General features: G+C 69.1%; 20 protein-coding genes and 3 pseudogenes. 8 read left to right on the forward strand and 15 right to left on the reverse strand.

Translation table 11 applies throughout. The features are described from left to right. Window positions 1-189 precede the first annotated feature (189 nt). A pseudogene (locus JL475_RS34190) lies at window positions 190-804 on the forward strand (hypothetical protein); the annotation flags it as partial. A gap of 261 nt (window positions 805-1,065) precedes the next feature. On the opposite strand, the pseudogene JL475_RS40640 reads toward JL475_RS34190, so the two are convergent. The 5 genes and pseudogenes from JL475_RS40640 to JL475_RS34215 all read right to left on the reverse strand — a co-directional run. Next, window positions 1,066-1,242: pseudogene (locus tag JL475_RS40640) on the reverse strand (IS6 family transposase); the annotation flags it as partial. Between the two features lie 127 nt (window positions 1,243-1,369). Then, on the reverse strand, window positions 1,370-1,750 hold the full coding sequence (locus JL475_RS34200) for a DUF6009 family protein (protein WP_202282104.1): 381 nt from the start codon (window positions 1,748-1,750) through the stop codon (window positions 1,370-1,372). Beyond that, window positions 1,747-1,887: a hypothetical protein gene (locus tag JL475_RS34205; RefSeq protein ID WP_202282105.1), complete on the reverse strand. Its 141-nt coding sequence runs from the start codon at window positions 1,885-1,887 to the stop codon at window positions 1,747-1,749. Before JL475_RS34205 ends, JL475_RS34200 begins: the two co-directional genes overlap by 4 nt. Next, entirely contained in the window at window positions 1,884-3,431 is a 1,548-nt protein-coding gene (locus tag JL475_RS34210; RefSeq protein WP_202282106.1) for a phage/plasmid primase, P4 family, read from the reverse strand. Before JL475_RS34210 ends, JL475_RS34205 begins: the two co-directional genes overlap by 4 nt. Then, window positions 3,428-4,432 carry a bifunctional DNA primase/polymerase gene (locus tag JL475_RS34215; RefSeq protein ID WP_202282117.1) on the reverse strand — a complete coding sequence of 335 codons (1,005 nt, stop codon included), beginning with the start codon at window positions 4,430-4,432 and terminating at the stop codon, window positions 3,428-3,430. Before JL475_RS34215 ends, JL475_RS34210 begins: the two co-directional genes overlap by 4 nt. A gap of 1,045 nt (window positions 4,433-5,477) precedes the next feature. Between JL475_RS34215 and JL475_RS34220 the strand changes: the two genes are divergently transcribed. Further along, complete coding sequence (locus tag JL475_RS34220) at window positions 5,478-6,134, forward strand: HAD family hydrolase (RefSeq protein WP_202282107.1); 657 nt, start codon at window positions 5,478-5,480, stop codon at window positions 6,132-6,134. A gap of 127 nt (window positions 6,135-6,261) precedes the next feature. On the opposite strand, the gene JL475_RS34225 is transcribed toward JL475_RS34220, so the two are convergent. Continuing rightward, on the reverse strand, window positions 6,262-6,981 hold the full coding sequence (locus tag JL475_RS34225; RefSeq protein ID WP_202282118.1) for an IS6 family transposase: 720 nt from the start codon (window positions 6,979-6,981) through the stop codon (window positions 6,262-6,264). Between the two features lie 99 nt (window positions 6,982-7,080). Here JL475_RS34225 and JL475_RS34230 point away from each other — a divergent pair, with 99 nt between their 5' ends. Continuing rightward, entirely contained in the window at window positions 7,081-7,299 is a 219-nt protein-coding gene (locus JL475_RS34230) for a hypothetical protein (protein WP_237409085.1), read from the forward strand. A gap of 203 nt (window positions 7,300-7,502) precedes the next feature. Here JL475_RS34230 and JL475_RS34235 read toward each other — a convergent pair whose 3' ends face one another. Together JL475_RS34235 and JL475_RS34240 are read right to left on the reverse strand one after the other, a co-directional pair. Further along, the gene (locus JL475_RS34235) at window positions 7,503-8,249 is read right to left on the reverse strand and encodes a VWA domain-containing protein (protein WP_202282119.1); all 747 of its coding nucleotides are present in this window, start codon (window positions 8,247-8,249) and stop codon (window positions 7,503-7,505) included. 261 nt (window positions 8,250-8,510) lie between these two features. Next, on the reverse strand, window positions 8,511-10,553 hold the full coding sequence (locus tag JL475_RS34240; protein ID WP_202282108.1) for a TerD family protein: 2,043 nt from the start codon (window positions 10,551-10,553) through the stop codon (window positions 8,511-8,513). Window positions 10,554-10,975: 422 nt separating this feature from the next. On the opposite strand from JL475_RS34240, the gene JL475_RS34245 reads away from it, so the two are divergent. Next, window positions 10,976-11,434, forward strand: a complete 459-nt coding sequence (locus tag JL475_RS34245; RefSeq protein WP_202282109.1) for a hypothetical protein — start codon at window positions 10,976-10,978, stop codon at window positions 11,432-11,434. A 58-nt stretch (window positions 11,435-11,492) separates the two neighbouring features. Next, window positions 11,493-12,224 carry a transposase family protein gene (locus JL475_RS34250; RefSeq protein WP_202282110.1) on the forward strand — a complete coding sequence of 244 codons (732 nt, stop codon included), beginning with the start codon at window positions 11,493-11,495 and terminating at the stop codon, window positions 12,222-12,224. Window positions 12,225-12,235: 11 nt separating this feature from the next. Here JL475_RS34250 and JL475_RS34255 read toward each other — a convergent pair whose 3' ends face one another. The 3 genes from JL475_RS34255 to JL475_RS34265 form a co-directional block, all read right to left on the reverse strand. Continuing rightward, on the reverse strand, window positions 12,236-12,799 hold the full coding sequence (locus JL475_RS34255) for a DinB family protein (RefSeq protein WP_065000094.1): 564 nt from the start codon (window positions 12,797-12,799) through the stop codon (window positions 12,236-12,238). Between the two features lie 920 nt (window positions 12,800-13,719). After that, complete coding sequence (locus JL475_RS34260; protein WP_202282111.1) at window positions 13,720-14,355, reverse strand: hypothetical protein; 636 nt, start codon at window positions 14,353-14,355, stop codon at window positions 13,720-13,722. A gap of 621 nt (window positions 14,356-14,976) precedes the next feature. Beyond that, complete coding sequence (locus tag JL475_RS34265) at window positions 14,977-15,711, reverse strand: hypothetical protein (RefSeq protein ID WP_202282112.1); 735 nt, start codon at window positions 15,709-15,711, stop codon at window positions 14,977-14,979. A 62-nt stretch (window positions 15,712-15,773) separates the two neighbouring features. Here JL475_RS34265 and JL475_RS34270 point away from each other — a divergent pair, with 62 nt between their 5' ends. Further along, the gene (locus tag JL475_RS34270; RefSeq protein WP_202282113.1) at window positions 15,774-16,943 is read left to right on the forward strand and encodes a hypothetical protein; all 1,170 of its coding nucleotides are present in this window, start codon (window positions 15,774-15,776) and stop codon (window positions 16,941-16,943) included. 280 nt (window positions 16,944-17,223) lie between these two features. Beyond that, window positions 17,224-17,823: a hypothetical protein gene (locus JL475_RS34275; RefSeq protein WP_202282114.1), complete on the forward strand. Its 600-nt coding sequence runs from the start codon at window positions 17,224-17,226 to the stop codon at window positions 17,821-17,823. A gap of 54 nt (window positions 17,824-17,877) precedes the next feature. On the opposite strand, the gene JL475_RS34280 is transcribed toward JL475_RS34275, so the two are convergent. From JL475_RS34280 to JL475_RS34285, 3 genes and pseudogenes are all read right to left on the reverse strand, one after another. Next, the gene (locus JL475_RS34280; protein WP_307825248.1) at window positions 17,878-18,204 is read right to left on the reverse strand and encodes a hypothetical protein; all 327 of its coding nucleotides are present in this window, start codon (window positions 18,202-18,204) and stop codon (window positions 17,878-17,880) included. A gap of 96 nt (window positions 18,205-18,300) precedes the next feature. Further along, window positions 18,301-18,411 (reverse strand): annotated as a pseudogene (locus JL475_RS41580) (IS5/IS1182 family transposase); the annotation flags it as partial. A gap of 146 nt (window positions 18,412-18,557) precedes the next feature. Next, window positions 18,558-19,748, reverse strand: coding sequence for a hypothetical protein (locus tag JL475_RS34285; RefSeq protein WP_202282116.1), 1,191 nt, complete (start codon window positions 19,746-19,748; stop codon window positions 18,558-18,560). Between the two features lie 424 nt (window positions 19,749-20,172). Between JL475_RS34285 and JL475_RS40645 the strand changes: the two genes are divergently transcribed. Further along, complete coding sequence (locus tag JL475_RS40645; RefSeq protein ID WP_237409087.1) at window positions 20,173-21,189, forward strand: NlpC/P60 family protein; 1,017 nt, start codon at window positions 20,173-20,175, stop codon at window positions 21,187-21,189. A 130-nt stretch (window positions 21,190-21,319) separates the two neighbouring features. Here the strand turns inward: JL475_RS40645 and JL475_RS40650 are convergent. Then, window positions 21,320-21,520, reverse strand: a 201-nt coding sequence (locus JL475_RS40650) for a hypothetical protein (RefSeq protein WP_237409089.1), incomplete at its 5' end; no start/stop codon positions are given.

Below are 21,520 nucleotides of genomic sequence, written 5' to 3' on the forward strand. Positions count from 1 at the left end.
CTGCTGCGACAGGGCGTTGGTGCAGGTCTTCCACCTCCACTCGAACCGACAGCGCCTCACGGCGCAACCAAGATCAGCGCCAGAGCCCGCAATTCCCCAGGAGCTGGCGAGAGAGCGCGGAGCGTTTGCCCTGCGGCAGCAACAAAATTGTTCGACGGCACGGGCCCGGACGGGCCATGATCCACACTCGTGACGGCGACGAAGCGGTTCCCGGTCGAGGCGGCTGCCCGCAACAACGCAGAGTGGTGTGCGGTGATGAACCGATCGCACGGTGTGGGCAGCGAGTTCGGTCGGCAGGCATGGTCCGCTCCGGTCCGGACGCCGCTGTACTATCCCGACGCGGTGACGCTGGTGCCGGGTGCCGATGCGGCTGCGCTGCTGGCCCGGATCGATACCAGGGTGCCCGGCGCCTGCGTCAAGGACAGCTTCGCCGCCCTCGACCTGGCGCAGACGGGCTTCCAGGTGCTGTTCGACGCGCAGTGGATCCACCGCCCGGCGGACGCTCCGGCCGCCGCTCCAGATCTTGCCTAGGACGCGGCCCGCAGTCCAAAGATGCTGCGGTCCTGATCGCTCGTCTGGGACGGCAGGGCGGGCAACGCGAACCTGTTCCGGCCTGAGTTGCTCGACGATCCGGCCACCTTCGTGCTTGCCGGTCGCTCCGCTGACGGCCACGTGGTCGCCGGGGCGGTGGCGAGCCGCAGCGACCAGGTGGTCGGGATCTCCAACGTCTTCGCGCGGGAGGGTAGCGGTGGCGCGGTCTGGCCGGTGGTGCTGAACGCGGTGCATGGGCTGTTCCCCGGTCTGCGGGGGTGTCTGATGGTGTGTCGGGGTGTGGGTCGGCCTCAGGCGGCGGTCTGGGTCAGGCTGTTGTGGGCAGGGCGGCGCGGCCGGTGCTCTGGTCCCAGATCGTGAATCGGGCGCTCATCTCGGCGCGGTACCCGGTGGCGGAATCGGAAGTGGGGGTGAGATGCGCTGAACGCGGACAGGAATCTCTGTGCCCCACGGACCGAGCGGAGGCCCTTCCGGGCGGAGGCGTCGGCGGCGCAGCGCGTTGGCGTAAACCTGCCCGAACTTCCCGCACCACCGCCGGATGGTCTCGCGGGAGACGACCACGCCGCGCTCCAGCATCAGCTCCTTGACCTCGCGGAAGCCGAGCGGGAAGCGGAAGGACCGCCGCACGCAGTGCGCGAGAGTCTCCACCGGGCACCGGTGCCCCTGATGCGGCGGCTGCAGACTCGCCACAGACGGTCTCCTCGCCTGCCCGGTCAACTCCAAGATCATCCCAGGTCGGTCAGCCGACGTGACAACGCCGGGTGAAGGCGTAGCGGCAGTGGTGCCGGATGGTCCGGGGTGGGGGAATGCCGGGCCGTCAGGAGGGCACTATCTGGTTTCTGCGCTTCCCTTGGGAGCGGGGCGTCTTTTCTCCCACCCGGCGCGGTTCGATGGTCCGGGGGTCGACCGCCTCTCCCGGGGCTCCCTCCTTGTAGAGGCCCTCGGGCTCGTTCGGCCGGTCGTGCGGGAGCAGGAAGAAGGTGCGGCGCTGGAAGAGGCCGCTGTCGGGGTTGGCCTCGGCGTCCTTGTCGAGCTCGGCGTAGCCGACCATGCGTCCGTCGCGGGCGTAGCGGGGCTTCCCGCTGCGGCGGGCGCTTTTGTCGAGGGCCTGGCGGACGTAGTCGAGGTCGTCGAGGTCTTCCAGCCACACCACGTTCGCTTCGTGTGCGAGCTGGCCTTCGTGCAGCAGCGAGCTCATGGACGCAGCTCCTTGTCGGTGATGTGGCGGTGCGGGTAGGAGGTGTAGCCGCCCGAGGCAGGCAGCGGGGCGCGGAGGTCTGGGACGCTTCCATAGTAGGACGGCGTCCAGGTCCCGGGCAGGAGGCCTTCGGTCATGGCCGTCCGCCTGACGGGCCGTCGGGGCGGGCGATGTCGTCAGGGAGCAGAGCGAGGTTCGGGTAGTACTTCTTGCCGCTGGACTTCAGCATCTCCGCGGGGGACGCGAGGCCGACCTCCTGACGGATGCGGCCAGCGAAGGCGCGGGCGGTGTCGGCCCGGATGCCCTCCGAGCTGCACCAGCCGGTGTAGGTGGCGTAGAGCAGGCCCTGTTCGACACGCAGGTCACCGGTGCCCGGGCCCTGGCGCATGCAGCACTCGCCGAGGAAGCGGCCGATGTGGTCCTCGGTGGTCTCGTACGCGGCAGTGGCCAGTCGGACGGATGACGGCCCGGTGAGGGGGTCCCGGCTGGTGAGGTAGCGGATGGCGCCCTGGATGAGCCAGTGCAGGATGCCGGGACCCTCTTCCCGGACCAGTTCGCCGGCCAGGTTGTCGATCTTCCGCTCGGCGGGGACGACGCGTTCGAAGGGGATGAGGCGGATACGGCGCCAGAAGGCGTGGCCGCCGGTGCCGACTTCGGGCTGGTGGTTCCCGAGCAGCCAGAGCTTGTGGGTGGGGGCGAAGCTGAAGTAGTCCTGCCGCATGCGGCGGGCTTTGATCTTGTCGCCGCCGGTCAGGAGCTTGACCCGCGCTTCGTCGAACTTGTCATTGGGCTTGAGCTCGCTGCAGACGAAGATGCGGCGGCCGTGGAGCTCGGTCAGTTCCGTCGAATGCTCGGCGAAGTTGCCCTTGTCCATCAGGAAGCCAGGCGGGGCCGCGTCGGCGTAGTCGCCCATCACCTGGATCATGACGTCCAGGAGAACCGACTTGCCGTTGGCTCCCTTGCCCCACAGGAAGGGCAACACCTGTGCGCCGACATCCCCGGTGATGGAATACCCGAGCAGCAGGTGCAGGAAGTCGATCATCTCCTGGCCCTTGGCGTCGTCGCCGAAGGTGTCGTCCAGGAAGGCATGCCACCGCGGGGTGGGCATCGCCTGGGGAGCCACGTTGGTGGCCCGGGAGTGAAGGTCGCGCAGCGGATCGGGCTTGCGCAGATGACCGTTGCGCAGGTCGACGACGCCGGCGGGCGTGCACAGCGCGTACGCGTCGCCGTCGAGGACGTCGGGGTCAAGGCTCAGGGCAGGCGCGGCCTTGGCCTGGTGGAGCAGCGCCTTCATGCCGCTCGTGGACATGGTGCGCCGGCGGTGCTGGGCGAGCTCGCGGTCGCTGAAGATGCCGCGGGGGTCGGTGGCGGCCATCTGCTCGGCCATGTCGCCCGCGGCCCACAGCGCGGCCTTCTCGCCCCCCACCCGCTTCCACCGGAACTGGTCCCAGCAGTACCAGCCGAGGCCTTCGACGTGACGGAATTGGTCGCTGTAGAGCTGGGCGAACAGCTTGGCGTTGCCCCGGTCGGTGAGCATGGGCGGCAGCAGAACGAGCGGGTCGGCCGCAGCAGGCGCCTGTGCCTGCTGGGGAGGGACCCGTGCGGGAGCAGCGGCCTCGAGGTCGAGCATCTGCTGAGCGGCGGCAGCCGCATCGAAGCGGCTGCTCTCGGCGCTACTCATGCGAGTCCTTGGGGGTGGAACGGGCGGCTGACGCCTGCGGAAAGGGCTGCGTCGATGATCGTCTCACTGCGGCGGGTCTGGCGGGGACGAGCATAGTAAGCGGCCTCTGCCAGCTCTTGACGGGCTTCGGCCTGATTGAGGTGGCCTGCTCCGACAAGTCCTCCCGCGGTGTAGGCGGCTCGGTTGAGCTTCTCGGTGAAGCCCGTTCCTTCGACGTGGGCGGCACATCCACGCACGGTCTCGATGAGCGGCTGCAAAAGCGCCTGCGCCGCGTTGGTCCGGGGTCGCCGCTTGGTGCTGCGCGGGGACGGGCCGGGAACCGGGGACGTCGGTATGACATGCCCGGTGCGCGTCAGCTCGGCGGCCAGCCAGGCGGGCAGGGGAGCCGGCTCTCGCACGGACCCGAGAGGCGTGTAGACGCCGGCGGACGTACGGGTGGCGGGAGCGACGATGTACCCGCCATGAGCCCGTACATCGACCTGCCAGGCCAAGGCGGTTTTGGGGCTGGACCCGGTGGACGAGCGGTAGCGGACCCGGGGTTCGGGGTTCAGGTACCAGATGTGCAGCCCGCCGGAAGGTGTGCGTACGCGCAGAGTCGTGTCGTCCTGTGCCGGGTCCTGCTGCTGCCGGTAGGCAGCGAGGAGGGCCAGTGTGTCGAAGCCCGAGGCAAGTCCGTCGAGATTCACCTGGTCCGGGATCGGGATGCCGGGCAGCAGGCGGTCGCGGTGGGGAATCTGTGCCGCGTGGGCGTCGACGTCCAGGACGACGAGATGCGCCGGCCCGCAGGACACCCCGACTCCTGCACGGGGCTCCCTGCTCCACCAGGCATCGATACGGGCCAGGTTCGTGGTCGCACTGTGGAAACCGTGGCACCACAGTCCTCGGGCATGGCAGGGACACCCCGAGGGGGCGTGGGAACGGATGCGGCACTGCTCGCAGTTGGCGGCCGGAGTCTTGCGTCCCGGTGCCAGCGGATGGACCGGCCACTGACGGCCTGCCAGCCAACGGGCGACATCCGCGGGTCGCGGCGGCTGCGCGACTTGGGATGAAGCCGTATCGGCGTGGCGCTGCACTGTCGTCGGTCCGTTCCTTTTGCGTGGCCAGACTTGGGTCCCTCAGTTCGGTCCCGGGCGTTTTGCCTGCTCAGGAGGAGTACAGCACGGGCTGAGGGACTGAAGGGACTGACTTTCCCTTATAGGCGGCAGAGCCTAGCGCACCGCTTCCCACCGTCAGGGGAGGCATGAGCACTTATTCCAGAATCAGTCCCTTCAGTCCCTCGTGCGGCCCGTGAGCGGAAGCAGGAGAGAACCCGCCTGCTGGGGCGGGCCGCTGAGGGACCGAAAGGCTGACAGCGGCCGAGGGACTCTTCGGCACCTTTCGGTCCCTGTCACGTTTCAGCAGGTCAGAGCATCTGCATGACCGAGGAGAGGGACTGAAGGGACTCAACTTCCCAGTTATCAGCGCACCAGGATATGTGCAGGTCAGTCCGTGTGCGCGTGCATAGGCGCGCGCACACGCAGCTGGAACAGGAACCTTCGGTCCCTCCGGTCCCTTCAGCTCCGAATCGATCGCTCTGACCTGCACTTTTTCTAAGGGACTGAAACGTGGAGGGACCGAAGGAGTCCAGTCCCTCCGCCTCCCCCAGGCCCCAGCCGGGAAAGAGGCGAGAGGGAAGAGGACCGATCACCGAAGCACGAAGGCCCTCGCATGGCTGAACCGTTCCCGCTGCATCTCTCCACGGAGCGACTGGAGCAGCTCACCGACGCGGTCCGGCTGCGAGTGGTGCTGTCCCCCTCGCCGGGGTCCCTGACGCTCCGACGCTGCTCGCGGCAGCCCCCGGCGGCTGGCCGAACCCGTAGCGGTCTGCGAGCCTGTGGATAGAGTCCGCGTACCGACGGTGAGCAGGTGTCTTCTGGCCGCCGTGCCATGGTGTACTCCGGCCGGAATGACAAGCCCCTGACGTGGAACCCGTACCGGCGCGGACGTCCGCGACATAGGGCGTCATATGCCCGCAGCATATGACGACAGGGAGGAAGGGGCCGGCGCATGGAACGGGCTTCCCTGTTCGACGTCGACGGAACCCTCGTCGACACCAACCACCTCCACGTGACCACCTGGTGGGAGGCGTTCCGGCAGGCAGGCCACCAGGTGCCGATGCACGCGATCCACCGGGCCGTCGGGCTCGGCTCCGGCGACCTCGTCGCCCATCTGCTCGGCGACGACCGGGACAAGGACCTGGACGAGGAGCTGAGCGCCGCCCACAAGGCCCTCTACGGCCAGTACTTCGGCCGGCTGCCCGCGCTGCGGGACGCCGGCCGACTGCTGCGCCGCCTCGACCAGGACGGCTGGACGGTGGTACTCGCCACCTCCGCCGGGGGCGCGGAGCTGTCTGCGTTGCGCCGGGCGATCGACGCGGACGACGCGATCAAGGCCACGGCCAGCGCCGACGACGTGGAGCAAGGCAAACCGGCCGCCGAACCCGTCGAACACGCCTTGGAGCTGGCGGGGGTGCCCGCCGAGCGCGCGGTGTTCGTCGGTGACACAGTGTGGGACATGAAGGCGGGCAGCAGGGCCGGGGTGTACTGCGTCGGCGTGCTGTGCGGCGGGATCCCGCGCGCCGACCTGGAGGAGGCGGGCGCGCGGGCGGTCTACGACGACCCTGCCCAGTTGCTCGCGTCCCTGGCCGACAGCCCGCTGGCGTGAGGAACGATCGCCGCGGGATACCCACAGGCGCACGACTGGTGTGACGGATGGGCGTTGTCACGTTGGTGGGGGTGTGACCGGCTGACGGCGCGTTGGGGCATGGTGGGCTTGCGGTTCGGGTCTGTGGTCAGGCCGTGGTGGGCCGGCCGGCAGCGCCGGTGATCTGGTCCCAGATCGCGAAGCGGACGGTCATCTCGGCGCGGTGGTCGGAGGCGGTCATCAGGTGGCGGCGGGGCCGGAAGTGGGGGGAGATGCCGCTGAACGCGGCCAGGAACCGCTGCGCGGCACCCACCGAGCGGAAGCCTTTCCTGGCGCGCTCGCGCTGCCGGGTGGGCTGATGGCTGTTCTCGGCCCGGTGGTTCAGCCCCTGGTGGGAGCGGTGCCCGGCCGAGGGCATCACCTCGCGGTGGGCCGCGCCGCAGGAGCGCAGCGTGTCGGTGACCACCACCCGCGGCACCGACCGGGTCTTCTTCATCAGCTTCCGGAAGAAGCGCCTGGCCGCGGCCGTGTCCCGCTTGCTCTGGACGAGGAGGCCGGGCACGGTGCCGTCGGCGTCGACCGCGCGCCACAGGTACCGCTGCCGGCCCTGGATCTTGACGAAGACCTCGTCGAGATGCCATGTGTCGCCCGGCTTCGGGCGGCGCCGGCGCAGCGCGTTGGCGTAGGCGGGGCCGAACCGGCGCGTCCACTGGTGGATCGTCTCGTAGGAGACCTCGATGCCGCGCTCCAGCATCAGCTCCTCGACGTCGCGCAGGCTCAGGGCGAAGCGGTGGTACAGCCACACGCAGTGCGCGATGATCTCCGGCGGGAAGCGGAAACCCCGGTACGACGGCGCGTCCACGAGCAGCCCCTCCAGCGCCCCCAACCAGACAGATGATCATGCCACCGGAGAAGGGCTCCGCTCAACCTGACAACACCCCTGCCGGCCACCGTGCACGCCGACTGGGTGTGCCCACCGTCGGGTCACCGGATCGGCTGGTCGGACTGCTACGACAGCGCGGACATCCTGCCGTTCACCCGCAAGGCCGGCCTGCTGCTGGAACCGAACGGCAAGCCGAAGTCCGTCCCGGACCACCTGAGGGGCGAGGCACGAGAGCGGGCGGAGCGCGCCGTCCGGCATGCGGCGTGGATCCGCCGCGAGGCGCACCGCCGCGGGCTCCACTGAGGTGGTGGGTCTGCCAGAACCACAGGACCGGCGGAACACCCCGCGTCCGCGGGGGGTGCTTCGGCCGTCCGCGACTTCACCGACAACCTCGTCATGTCCTCCCCGCCGCCGCGGGGGTGTTCCGTCGTCGACGACCGTGTCCAGGCCCGTACCCGTGGGTCATGGTGACCGACGCACCGGTGCAGGGAATGACCCTGGAGGGTTCACGGCATGATGCCGGCGGTGCGGGCGGCGGCCAGCCAGTCGGGGAATTCCTGCAGGAGCTGGTCGAAGAGTTGGTGGTCCGGGATGGCTTTTGGGGTGCGGCCGGCGTGGAAGAAGCCTGCGTTGTCGACGATGCGGCGGGCAGGGACGGCGAGAGTGTCCAGCTTGCGCAGGAACGCGAACTCGTTGTCGTCGGGGTCGCCGAAGCCGATGAACTGCCAGAACAAAGGAAGGCGAGCGGCCTTGCACAGGTAGCGTTCGGCAGCGAACTTGCTGGTGGGGCCGCCGTCGGTCTGGAAGATGACCAGGGCGGGGCACTGGCTGCCGGATTCCATGTAGTGGTCGATGACCTCGTCCATGGCCCAGTGGTAGTTGGTGCGTCCCATGTGGCCGAGGTTCTCGTGCAGTTTGTTGATCCGGCCGCGGTGCCCGCCGAGCGTCAGATCGGTGGATCCGTCGACGTCGGTGGAGAAGAACACCACCGGAACGGTGCCGTCGTCATCGAGGTGAGCCGACAGCGACAGCACCTGCTCGGCCAGGTGCTGCATGGTGCCATTCCGGTAATAGGGCCGCATCGACCCGGAGCGGTCCAGCACGAGATACACCGCAGCCCGCACGTCCTCCAGCCCATGCCGGCGCACGCCGGCACCTGCCGCCTTGTACAGACTGACCAGATCGGGCGCCCTTTCCTGCACCTTGGTCAGGCTGACGGCCACGGTGCGCTCACTGCCGTTCACCGAGATCACTCCCCATGGTGGTGCACCGCTTCCGAGCAGGTGCAGCGTTCGCCTACTGGACCGCGAGCAGTGCGGCTTGCTCTGCGCATCGTGCTGCCGGTCTTGGCAGACCTGATCGCCGTCGACACCCTGGCCTACCTCGTCCACCCTCAACTGGCCCAAGGTGCCGGGGCGCGTGAGTGTCCTCTCGCGCAGGTCGAGTGCGGGCCTGGGCAAGAGGACGGCATCACGGCGGGCACAGACGGCGCCGCTGCCGTCTGTGCCCGGGCGTCATCCCGTCGTCGCGCGTTCCCTGGACGGCGCCCGGCGTGTTGCCGGGGCGTCCAGGTGGATGACGACGGTGGTGTAGAAGCGGTGTACGGCGTCGTCGACGCTGCGGATGAAGCCGGACTCGGCGTTGCCGCGGCCGCTTCCCATGCTCTTGAGCAGGGACAGACGGAACCCGGTGATCTTGGTGCCGTTGTCCTTGGGGAGCAGGTCCGCCGGCTCGGGACGGAGCCGCTCCAGCGTCCCGCGTGGGCCTCCGGTCTCGCTGTCGACGAGGGTTTCGACGTGGAGGTCCGCCGGTGCCTCGGCCAGGCGGCGGACGAGTCGCTTGGCCCAGCTCAGGGGATAACCCTGATCGGGCGCCGGGGTTTCGATGGAGGTGCGCAGTCTGCCGGTGCGCAGGTCGGCGCTGACGGCCAGGACGCCGGGGGTGCCCTCGATGCGCAGCTCCGCCTGGAGTCGTCCGTCGAGACAGAGCTGGTCGGCGAGGCGGTTTCGGCGTTCTGTGGGAGCCGCTCCGCGCTTGGCGCGCTGGACGGGCAGTACCTTCTGTCCGAGTTCGCCGCCCAGCCTGAGGCAGACCTGGCGGATGAGCCGTTCCCAGTTCTCGACCACCTCCAGGGCCCGGGCGTCGCCCTGGCAGAGGGTTTCGTCGTCGATCCCGTTGCGCACGGGGACCCAGGCGGGCCCCATGTTCTGGAAGCCGTGGCAGCCGGAGTTCTCGTGCTGCAGGTAGTGCAGCAGTTCCTGCAGCAGCCAGGCGTGCGCCGCGTTGCCCACTCCCTCATGCCTGATCAGCATCTGTGCCTGGTGAACGACTTCCGCCCAGGACAGATGCCACAGGGCCACCTTGTGCTTGCGCCGCCGGTCGATCTTGACATCGACGAGCGGGCTGCCCTCCAGTGCGACGTCGTTCGTCAGCGTGATCACGGCTTCATAACCGCGGCGCGCGGCGATGTCCATATAAGCCTGCACCTGGTCGGCCTTGAGCGCGTTGCCGTTGGTCTTCGTCTCGACCAGCGCGGTCCACAGCTTGCCGGCCCGCTCCACACGGATCACCCCGTCCGGGCGCCGCGGACTGTCACCATGGGGCAGGGAGACCTCCGTGAACGTCTCCATGCGGCCCGCCGGAGCCCCGAACCCGGCGGTGAGTCTCCTGCTGAACTCCGGTACCTGTGCCATCACCGACAGCAGCACCGAGGTGGCGCGCATCTCCCGGTCCCGGTCGTTCTTGAGCGCCGAGACCGGGAAAAGTCTGGCCGGCCTCCAGGAGTCGTTCTCCGCCAGGGTCTTTTTGACCGTCTTGGGGAGGGTGACCTTCTTCTTCGCGGTGCGGGGACGAGCGGCGGGCTTCTTCGGCTCGACGACCTCACCCTCGGGCCGACGAGGGGCAGGGATGTCCTCCCGCGTCACCTGCCGGGCCGGCTCCTCGGTCGGCGCCGGACCCGGCGCATCCGGCTGCTCGTCGCTTTCGGCATCGTTGAGTGCCCCCTCCGCCTCCGCGGCCGCGTCGTCCTCGATGTCGACGCCGAAGTCCGTCGCCAGCCCCGCAAGACCGGTTTCGTAGCCCTGCCCGACGGCACGGAACTTCCACTCCTCTCCGCGCCGGTACAGCTCGCCGAAGATGACCGCCGTCACGGATCCGGCGTCATCGACGGCGAACCGGCAGAGGTTCTCACCGGCTGCGTCGGCCAGCGTGATCCTCACGTCTTCCAGCTCGCCGAAACGGGCTCCCTCGTACCGGCTCGCAGCGACGACGAGCCGGTCGATCTCGGACGGTACCGCGGTGAGGTCGAAGCTGATCCGGTCCTCGCTGCCGTCCGCCGTCGGCGTCTTGCCCAGAAGCTGCACGCTGCCATCGGCGGCCACCGGATGGTTGTAGAAGTAGAAGTCGCTGTCGCTGCGCACCTTGCCGTTCGCGTCCAGCAGCAGGACCGACACGTCCGCGTCGCCCTCGCCGGTGGGGCTGGCCCAGCCCAGACTGACGATCACTGAACCGACGTCGTCACTCAGGTCCGTCAGGGCCACGTTCGAACCCTTGATCATTTCCTGCACAAAGCCCCCCAACGGCGCACCCTGGGCAAGCGGAAGATCCCGCCTCATCTGCCCCCCTTGCGCGACACAAGATGACGAGTCGCACGCGGAAAACTGTAATACGCACAGAGCCCAGTCGTGGAGGTGCCGTGAAGCTGGGGGATGATGCGCATCGGTTTGGCAGTGTGACCTCGGCGTAGTTCTGCCCCGACTGCGGACGAGCCGACCTCTACGCCTCGGACTCTGCAGCCCAGGCCAACGACAGTGAAGCCCCGCCATCTTGAAGTCGCAGGTCATCGGGGTGGCGTGATCGTCTGTGAGCATCCTCGAGCTGGTCGTGGGCAGCAGTCTGTGCTCTTGATCGTCAGGCGGCGGTCAAGGCCGGTCTGTTCGTTTCCAGGTCGCGGGGGCGTACGGGTTCGTAGGCTCGCGGGATGACGGAGATCAACGAGGTCGCCGAACGCGTTGCGGCCCGCCGGGCGGAGCTCGATGAGGAGGAGAAGCTCCTGGCCGAGCGGCTCGATGCGGTCCGTGCCGAGCGTGAGGAACTCGTGGTGGCGATGCGCGTGTGGGAACGGATACACGCCCAGCTGGACGCCGAGAGACCGTCGGCGCAGGCAGCGACGGTGCAGGTGGGCGGGCGCGGTGTGCTGCTGGTCCCGCACCGGGAGGCGGGCGCGGGCGAGGAGGTCCTGCCGCCGGACTACCAGCGGTTCATGAAGATCGTGCGGAACGCCGGTGGCCCCATCCGGGTCAAGGACGTCGGCGTCGAGCTTGGCCTCGAGGTCGAGGCGAAGGGCCGACTGGAGCCGCTGCGCGGCAAGTTGAGCAAGCTCGCCGGGCGGGGCTGGCTGCGCAAACTGCCCGACGGACGCTTCCAGATCGCACCGTAGGGACGAGGGCCGCGCCCGTAACCGGCATGCCCCCGGCAGCCGTTGGCACGACGTGTGCATGAAGAGGATCAACAAGCCCGCCGGGGACACCGGCTTCCCTGTCTACCAGTGCCGCCTGCCGGTCTCCCGAAGGACCAACGAATACTGCACCGATCTGCTGAGCCGCCACCTGAAGAAGATCGGATCCCGCTGGCGAGCCCTGCCGCCCGGACGGATCGTGATCATCGTGCTCGCCGTGCTCCGCCACGACCAGCGCATCGCCGACATGGCCGGCGGCAACGCCGTCGGCGACACCACCGTGCGCCGCTGGCGCGACGAGCTGATATCCCTGCTCGCCGCCCGCGCACCCCGCCTGGACCGCGCATGCAAGAAGATCGCGAAACGGGGTGGCGAGGTCGTCCTCATCGACGAGAACGGCCGCCTGATCTGGATCTCCGCGGCCCGCCCCGGCCGCACCCACGACATTACCGCCGCCCGCCGCGACCACATCCTCACCCATCTGCGCGCGGCCGGCCTCGGCGCCCTGGCCGACCTCGGCTTCCTCGGCCTCACCGACGACAGCGACGACCCGGTGATCGTCACCGGCTACAAGGCCACCCGCGCCCGCAAGCTCACCCCCGGCGAGAAGCAGGCCAACCGGGTCCTGGCCGCCGCACGCGCTACTGTCGAACACGGCTTCGCGCACCTGAAGACCTGGCGCATCCTCACGAAACTCCGCACCGACCCCGCTCGCGCCACCGACCTTCTGCGCGCTCTCCTGGTCCTCTCGAACCTCGAGCTCTCACGCTGACAGATGATCAGTCATATTCGGCGCGGTACGGCTCCGTCCTGCCAGCGGTAGAGGTCGCGCAGCAGGGAAATCTCAGCGCCGTGATGGATCAGCTCCCTGTTGACGTGCAGGACCCTGTTCTCCATGGGAAACCGCTCGGGACCCACCGTGGGCGGATTGTCCAGGTCAGCGTCCGAGAGCTCGCGGACCCCCGCGTTCCATCTCCCATACATCTCATCGAGCTGTTTTAGCGCCTCGTCAGCGGTCCCCGCATAGGCGAATGCCTGGGACTCGAGGTCCTGGCCGCCGAAGTGCCATCCGACCCGATAGCCCAGGCAGGAGACGATGATGTGCGCCAGCCGCCAGGCAATCGTGGTCACCGGCGCAGGCACCGGGGCAGGGGACGCGAAGTCCATCGTCCATTCCCCCGAACCTTCCGACATCGGTGCGGCCGACGTGCCACGTGGGCGGATACTCCAGCAGCCGCGCACCGGCTCCCAAAAGTACTCCTCGTCGGTAAGACCCTCCAGCCGTGGCCGCAAGTTCTTGCTCCAGTACCAGTCCAACTGGTCCGCGAGTCGCTCGCTTCTTGTCATTTCCGCACACTACATACAGCGGAGACCTGGCTGCGCCCCTCGCGGACACCGTCGCCGGCCGTGGGCCGCGAGACGTACCGCACCGGGAGATGACGCTGGGGCCTGATGTGCCCTTCGGGCCGCGCCGCCGCGAGCGGCTCAGCCTCGACCGATGACATGACGGGTGATCAAGACCGCAGACTCCCGCCCGAGATCAGCATGAGTATCCCGAGCGAGCGCCACGCCAGAGCTTCCGACCTGCATGTTCGAAGATGGCGAAGACTCAGTGATAACGGCGGGCGTTGGGTCCGGTCTGTCGGGCCCGGGCGAGGCCGGGGCGGCGGGCTGGAGGCTGTCGTGTGGTCTGTTGGCTGGGTCGGGTTGTCGGCGCGACAGATGGCCGGCGGCCTGCGGTGTGCCCGGCTGACCCCCGCGGCGGGTTCCAGCACGACAGCCGTGACAGCCCCGCTTGCGGACCGGCCAACGCGTGCCGCGCGTGGCGCGGGTCGTGCGTGCCACGCACGCGAGGTGGTGCGGGCTGTCACCGCCCGGAGGGGCCGGAGCCCAGGGCGCGGCGCCCGGTGACCGGGCGCGCGGGCATCGGGTCGCCGGCGGCCGGGACGGTGGCGGGCAGGCGTTCGGCGGCGAGCTGGGCGCGTGGCGCGGGCGGCAGCTCCGCTTCGGTGGCGGTGCGGCTTGCCGTTCACGCCGTGGATCACCACCTATGAAACGTGGGAAAGAAGAGCAACTATGCGCCGCCGTGGCCCCGCGGCGCGGGAGACAACCGCGCCGCGGACCATGCCCGCCCACGCGCTCTATGCAGGAGCCGGTGACCGTGAGGACGACCTGCTGGCGCCACGACCGCGGCGACCCCTCCGGCGTGTACCGGAGGGGCATGGAAGGACGAAGACTTGACGCGGTTCGGCCTCGTCTCGCCGTGCTCAGTGGCGTGGTCGGCTGAACCAAGCGATGCCCTCCTTCTGCACCATGAGGACGATCAACAGCACACCTGCGGCCGGCTCTACGACGGCTGCAATAACGGTGGCGGTGGGGGCGACGTCGGCAGTAAGGGCGAGAGCAAAGGTGCCGATCACACAGAGCCACGCGCCATAGACGATCGTGCCGATGCGGAGGGCATTGCCGCCCTTGCCGAATCGTGCTGCGAGCACGAGCGCGAGGGCAGCGTAGATGACACCCCAGAACATCCCGGTCTGCGCGACCGACGTCTGCACTGCCGCCTTCTGCGCCGCTGCGTGGACAGCAGAGGGCATGAGCCCGGGGAACCCGCTGTAGCGGTCGAGGGCGCTCTGCGCTGCATCGGCTTCCGCAAGAGCAGCCAGGCCCAAAACGATCAGGAAGCCAGCCAGCAGGAACAGGACGATGCGAGCCGCCTTGACCTGCTGCGGCATGTCCAGGGAGGCGCTGGCGTACTCCGGCTGCGACACGTACCCGAAGCCGGGCGACACCTGAGGCTGCGGAGGGTAACTCGGCGGAGGCGGCATGTGTGAGAATCCGAATCCCGGCTGCTGGCCAGGAAAGTTGCTCTGCTCGGACTGCGGACGAGGTGCCTCGTTCATGAGGATCGTTCTCCTTCGGTCCTGAAGTGGCGGGGCCGGATGCCGATCTGATCGGCATGGGTTGGTGGTCGAACCGCTACCGGACTTGGGGCAGGAGGTGGGCTTCCGCCGGGTAAACGGCGGAAGCCCTCGGCTGGGGGCGGCGTCGCCCCAACCGTCACACGCCTGTGACCTGCGAACTACGGGCCTAGTTGAAGGCGATGTCCCAGTGGTTGGACTCCTGGGCGTACCTCACGGGCATGCCCTCGGGGGTGCCCACTTACTCGTGGTCTCCGATTGATCCCCTGGCTACCTGGCGAGGCAATCGGTGGCGGGCGCGCTGATCTGGGCCAGTCGCGCCTTCGATGTCTGAGGTGGTGAGGGCTCGTGCCGCGTGGCAGAAGCCCTCACCGAAGAGCAGGGTCAGGTCACCCTGCGGTGTTCATGCGGTCAGCCGCGGCCGTCGCATGCCTTGCAGTCGCCGCTGCCCCGGCAGCTGTCGCACTTCCACATACCCCGGTAGCCGGAGCCGTCACAGGTGGTGCACTTTCCATTGCCCTTACAGCGCTGGCACTTGTTCCACATGGTGAGTCCTCTTCGATGTCTTGGGCGGCCGGATGTTCTTGCGAGCAGATGGCGGGGTCAGAGGTTGACGGTGCCGTTCCACCCGGCCTTGGGCAGTAGGTTGTTGTAGTAGTGATTGGGGGTCAGGGAGACGCCGTGGGGCTTGGGGTCGGGCAGGCGCCGGCTGTTGTTCAGCCAGGGGCTGTAGGCGTGGAAGATGTCCACGCTCTTGGTCAGGCAGTTGTTGCGGGCCAGGCTGTAGCCGTTGTTCGCGCTCGTACGGGCCGCTCGCTGCGCCTTGGCCACATTGGCGGAGGGCGTGCTGAGGCACCGGTACTTCACATAGCGCTGGTTGCCGGTGTGCCGGGTCTTGAAGTTGTGGAGCATTCGGTTCCAGGAACCGGTCCGGATGAAGGTGGCCTTGGGCTGGCCGGTGTTGCCCTCGGTGGCGCCGTACGTCCAGGTCTTGCTGCTGTTGCGGAAGGCCCAGCCGATGTGCCCGAGGGGCCGGAGCCCCCCGGGGCCGTCGACGTCGACGGAGTTGGGCGCGAGGACGAGGCACACCCGGCCGCCCGAGGCGGCCTCGGCGGGTGCGGACGCTGTGGTGAGGGCTCCGGCGGCGAGCACTGCCGCAGCCGCAGCCGCCGCGAAGGCGTTGTTGATCTTTTTCATCGTGGTGGTTCTCCTGTTCTCGTTGGCCCCGACGAAGGGGGCGACGGCCGGGCGTCCCGTGCCGTTGGAACCGAATGTCCCGCAGCGGAACAGGGAGATCACCAGTGCAAGGAGGGCGAGGATTTGCGGCGCAACTTGCACCTCCGTAGCCTGCTGCTTCTCGGTTGCACCGCAACGAAATGTCCCTCGGAGGGGAGCCGTTGATGGGGGATCAGGGGGAGTCGTTCGCGGACTTGTCGCACCGCCTGGCACAGATCCTTGACGCATGGCAGACGTGCGTGGGAGAGCCGACCGCACAGGGGAAGCCGCCGCGTAAGGTTCTGGTGAAGGCCCTGGAGACAGAGCGGGAGACGCCCCCCTGGCAGTCCCGCAAGAAGATCGACGAGGCACTGCTGTCGTACTGGCTGAAAGGCCGCGACCAACTGCTGCCCGGCATCAAGCACAACCGGCTGCCCAGCGAGGAGGATTGCGCGGCTGTTGCACGGGCGCTGAGGGACCATGCGCCCGAGAACGCTCAGCAGCTGCCCCAGATCGGCTGGGAGATCGCCGATCTGGGGCGCCGCCTTCGAGCCGCAGGTGGACCGGGCTGGAGGAACCGAGTCCTGGCGAGCATCATCGTGCAGCCCGCCGAACCCGTTGAACCGACCGAGGACGTCGAGCCGACCCAAGCTGCACAGGCTGCCGGACCGGCCACGGCCACCGAACCGGCCGAACCTGTCGGAACCGCCGGCGCGGCAGAGCCGACCGCGGCCCTAGCGCAGACGGCTGGGCGACGGCGCTGGAAGAACGGGAGGGTCTGGGCAGCAGCCGCAGCCGTAGGGGCGGCCGGGGCAATCGTGCTGTTCGTGTGGCTGGACGGCGGTGGCGAGTCCTCCTCAGCGGGTGAGAAGCCAAGCGGATCGGCCGGGCCGAGCACGCAGGGCGCGGACGTGGCCAAGCCGGGTCCTACCGCCTCGACCGAGTCCGGCGGCGTTGAGGGCAACCACCGGTGCGGAAAGGTCCGGAGTGCGGGCGCGGTGTCGTGGACGCCGTGCACGATGCTCACCAAGGACGGGACGATGTCCTTCCTGGTGCGGTTCACGAACACCTCGGACAAGCCGGTCACAGTGAAGGCGAAGCTCGCCTACGTCAAGGCCGCAGTGGAGCAGACCTGCCCCGACCCGTGGGGGACGTCGGTGAAGATCACCGTCCCTGCCAAAACAACGAAGACCAACCCGCTAGACGCGTGCACCGCTTCGCTGACGCCAGTTCAAGCATTCCAGGCTAGGGGCTGGGTGGTCCCCGGTGGTGCAGCACAGTGGGGGCATCGCGAGCACTCTCCGACGCTGCACGTGCAGGAGGACGGTACTCCGGTGTGGGCCGACGAAGAGTGACGACTCGGTGCCGGTCAGTCCGCGGCTTGGCCCGGCCGGGTGCGAGCTTGTCTGAAGTGTGAGAGGGCGGTTCGTGATCCTTTGAGTGCTTCCTGCTATTGCCTGTGAGCATGGGTGGAATCCGCCGGTCCGCGAGCGGAGACCGGGTGCGGCGAACCCACACAGGCAAGGAGCAGCGGGAAACCACTGTGGTGCCGGATCGGCATGCCTCTCCCAAACCGGCAGGCGTCTCAGGGGCGGGTCATGAGAAGGTGCGGTTCGGCCCGGCAGAGGGGGAAGAATGGGGCTGACCTACGGCTACGACATCTACCTGCGTCCCCGCAACGTCGCCAGGGTGCTGGCCCATCTGGCCGAGCTGGCGTCACCGGCCCCGCGCGTGCCGCCGCTCGAGCTCACCCTGCCCGGCGGTGACCGGCTCGTCCTCCCGTTCACGTCCCGCTTCAAGAGCGAGCCGGTCGACTGCTCCACGAGCAGCACGCTCGAGCTCGACACGTCCATCATGTTCGACGTCGATGACGCACTGCGCGCGTACGCGGAGACGGGCGGCCCCGAACCGGAGGCGGACGGGCGCATCCAGGTGGGGTACATCTACGCGACGATCCGGTTCGAGTCCTTCCTGCACCCTGGTTACGCGTCGGTGGAGTGCTGGGCGGCGACGTCGGGGATGAGCCGCTTGTTCGCGCGGTCGACCAACGTCAGGAAGGTGTTCACCGACCTCGCCGCCGCCAGCGGCGGAGTGTGCTGCCTGTTCGACACCGGCGACGGCGGCCCCGAGCAAGTGTGCTGGCTCAACGGTGAGACCACCCAGGAGATGGTCCCCGGTCCCCGCTTTCCGGATCGGCGAGCACTTGTGGCGACTTGGCCCGACCCCGAGAGGTGAGCACCGGTACCCCTTGGCCAGCACTACCCCGGGCGGACCATCCGAGTGCGGTCTTCAGGGGGAGCCCGTGAAGCTGCCGGTGTCGGCTTCGGTGAGGATGCCGAGTTTGACCAGGGGTTTCAGCTTGGCTCGGGTGCCCTCGATGTTCTTGGGCAGCAGCGCGTGGCCGAGGGCTTCGCAGACGTCGCGGGCCCGCAGCGGTCGGGTGGCCTGGTGGAAGACGGCGAGGATGCGGGGGTAGCCCGGGTGCTCGGGCAGGTCCGGTGGGCCGGCCGGGAGCCGGTCGGCGAGGCCGGTGACGGTTTTCCGGGTGATCGCGAGGTGCTCGAGGTGGGTCTCGGCCTCCCGCAGGCCGGCCCTGCAGTTCGCCGACCTGCGCACGGAGGTCGGCGGCCAGGGCCCGGGCGGCATCCTCCTGGATGTCGAGCGCGTCGAGCAGGGGCCGGATGTTCACGCGGTCACCGCCTGTGCCTTGCGTCAGGCAGGGGTGTTCGTGCCGGTGAGGCGGCGGGCCATGACGTGGGTCATCGCCCAGTAGACGCGGGAGGCGGAGGAGGCCGGGCGGTGCTCGTAGTCACGGACCGCCCTCTCAGAGATAGGAGGCCGGGGCCTATTGGACCCCATGCCCCGAACCAGGTCCCGCCCGCAGGGACGGGCTGTGACCGGGTCGGGGCCGCGGCTCCGATGACTCGCCCTGTTCCAGCGGGGCGAACGGCTTGTTGTGCTGCGCTGGGTCAGCAGAACATGGGGTTGGTGAACTGCAGGGTCTCGGGTCCCTTGCTGGTGCAGGTGGACTGCCGGCCGCTGGTGAGGTCCCCGATCTCGGTCTGGTCGCGGAAGCCGATGATCCTGGCCTCACCGAGGGGTGCGCCCTGAACGAAGTGGGGATAGCGGACAATCTCCCACGCAGGGAACTTGTCGGCGGTGAGAGACGCGGCGAAGGTGTCCTTGCTCGGCGAAAGGGCCAGCCGCGCGTTGATCCGGCCGAAGCCGGGCCCGACGCACGCTTTGCCCACGCAGGTGCGCTCCCAAGAGTTCATGGCGGAGACGCCCACGAACAGACCACCGGAGTTGGTGCCCGAGACGCTGATCAAATTACGTGCGTCCTTGGATGCGTCGCCCACGGAGGCAGCATCGGAGACGAACGCGAGGGGGAGGGCGTCACGGCACAGGGCTTCCACTGAGCCGCTGGGGAAGGCGGTGCCGACGGCGCAGGATCTGTGGGCGTATGCGGCGACTTCGCCGGTGCCGGTGTTCCAGGCAACGGTGATCTTCGCGGAAGCGGCCGGCTCCGCAGTCCAGCTGCGGTGGTCACCGATGGCGTCGGTGAAGCCGGTCTTGTTCCGGATGTAGGCGCGGGCCAGCACGATCCCGCGGTCCTTGCCGGGGGCGACGCGGGTGCGGGCGACCTGGTCACCAGAGCGGGGAGCGGTGGTGAAGAACTGCTGGGCGGCTGCGGTGTGGTCGCGGTTGGGCATCGAGATCATCACCCGCTTGCCGATCGAGGGCAGGACGCCCTGCCGGCCGTTGCGCACCGCGGCGACCGCATAGTTGACGCAGACCCTCTTGATGTTCTGGTGCGTCCACTGGGTCGTCTTCCCGGGATGGTCCTTGATGAGTTGGTAGCTGCTGGTGCTGATGGGCATGTTGTCGCAGGAGTACTCGGCGTAGATGCGGTAGCCGTCGGCGCCGGCGACCTTCTTCCAGTCCAGCTTCACCGAACGGTCGCCCAGGGTGAACTTCAGCCCCTTCACGGCAGGCAGCTTCCCGGGTTGGGTCGCCGCGGCGTTGGCGACGGTGTCGGTGGTGGTGTCCGGGGAGTTGTCGGCGGTGAGGGCGCCGGCGGTGATGCCGCCGGCGAGCAGGCCCGTGGCGACGGTGGCGATGGCCATCGTGCGGGCCCGGGGTACGCGTGTGCTGCGCATGCTGATGCTCCTTGTGACGGTGACGGTTGGTTCGGTGCCGTGCCGCGGGGCGGGTGACGGCATCGGGGAGAGAGCGCTCCTGCCGCTGGTTCGTGCGAGACGGGTGAGCGTCGGCAGGGCGGGCCCGGCACCCGCCGCGGGAGGCGCCACAGCGAGGCGCCGGCCGGGCGGTGCGGGGCGGTGGAAGAAGCGTTGCCCGCGGTCGAGGGTGGGGCAACAGGGTGCGGCGGCCGGGACAGTCCAGGGTTGTCTGTGCTGGTCACAGCAGGTGTCCGAGGGCGGGACGCCGCTCTTTTGCCGGGGTGTTGCACGGGCTGGACCGGCCGGGACTGTCCCGGACGCCCGGAGATCTAGCGGGACACCGGCACGGCGAATCAGCCTCCTTACCGGGCCACGAAATACGGGGCCGGTGAGGGAGGTTGTGATGGCACAGCAGAGGCTGCTCCGGTCCGCGCGGCAGACCCCCGGGAAGCGGCAGGCAGCGCAGAAGGGGGCCCGGCCGGCGCCGGCCTCGCACCGCAGGCCGCGCACTGTCGGCGCGGGCCAGAGGAAAACCCGCGGCGTCGTGTGGGGCGCGGCGGGGCTGCTCACGGCGTTCGTGCTGTCGCTGCTGGCGGGCGTGCTGCTGGCCGTGCACGACCCGTCGGCACCGTCGCCGCCGGCCGGGGGGCCATCGGTCACGCTCCAGCCGGAGGCGCCCGCTGGCACCGAGCCCGCGCCGGTGACGCCGGTGGAGCCCACGGTGCCGGCCGAGCCCGCCGAGGAGGGCCCGGCGGACGCCAAGCCCAAGCACAAGAAGCTTGTTCTGCGATCCGGTGACACGCTGTGGGAGCTGGCCCGCACGCACGGCACGACGGTGAGGGTGCTGCAGCGGCTCAACGACCTGGGCTCGTCGACGCTGATCTACGCGGGGAAGACGCTGGACGTTCCCGCCGGGCCGGACTCCCCCGCCGCCGCGCAGCAGTCGAAGACGACGCAGCCGTCGGCGACCGCACCCGCGCCGGACGGACCATCCGGCGCGAAGCCCACCGTGAAGCCCGACCCCACCGCCGGCGCGACGCCCACGGACAAGCCCGCCAAGCCGGTCAAGTCGGCGCCGAGCGCCGTCATCGCCTACGCCCGGGCACAGTTGGGCAAGCCTTACGTCTGGGGCGGCGCCGGCCCGCGCGGCTTCGACTGCTCCGGCCTGGTGATGCGGGCCTGGGAGGCGGCCGGGGTGAAGCTGCCGCGCACCACCTACCACCAGATCCACGCCGGCAGGGCCACCACCCGGGAGCGCCTGGTGCCCGGCGACCTCGTCCTGTCCTACGGCGGCGGCCATGTCGCGCTGTACATCGGCGACGGACAGGTCATCCACGCCCCCACGACCGGCAGCACGGTCAGCACCGCCCCCCTGCCCGACCCCGGCAACGTCGTCGCCTACCGCCACATCCGCGCGTGAACAACCCGGAAAGGCGGCACAGATGACGTCTCCTCCGGCGGTTTCCGGCCTTCCGCGCCCGGCCCTGGTCACACGCAACTGGGAAACGGCACCCATGTACAGATCAACAGCCTTTAAGCTCCCCTGGTACTCACGCGACAGGGGAGTGGCAATGGTCTCGTTTCAACCTGAAGTTGCAGGTCGCGGGGCTGGCGTGGGTGGGGGCTGGGGTGCTCGTGCCGGTCGGGGGCATGATCGGCGGCAGGTGATCATTCAATGAGGTCTTCTCGGCAACGTAATGGTTGCGGTGCGTGACGATGCTTGGGCGGCGCGATGGTGACCTGGCGTCAGA

This window comes from Streptomyces sp. M2CJ-2, assembly GCF_016757295.1.
In the GTDB taxonomy this organism is placed as follows: Bacteria; Actinomycetota; Actinomycetes; order Streptomycetales; family Streptomycetaceae; genus Streptomyces.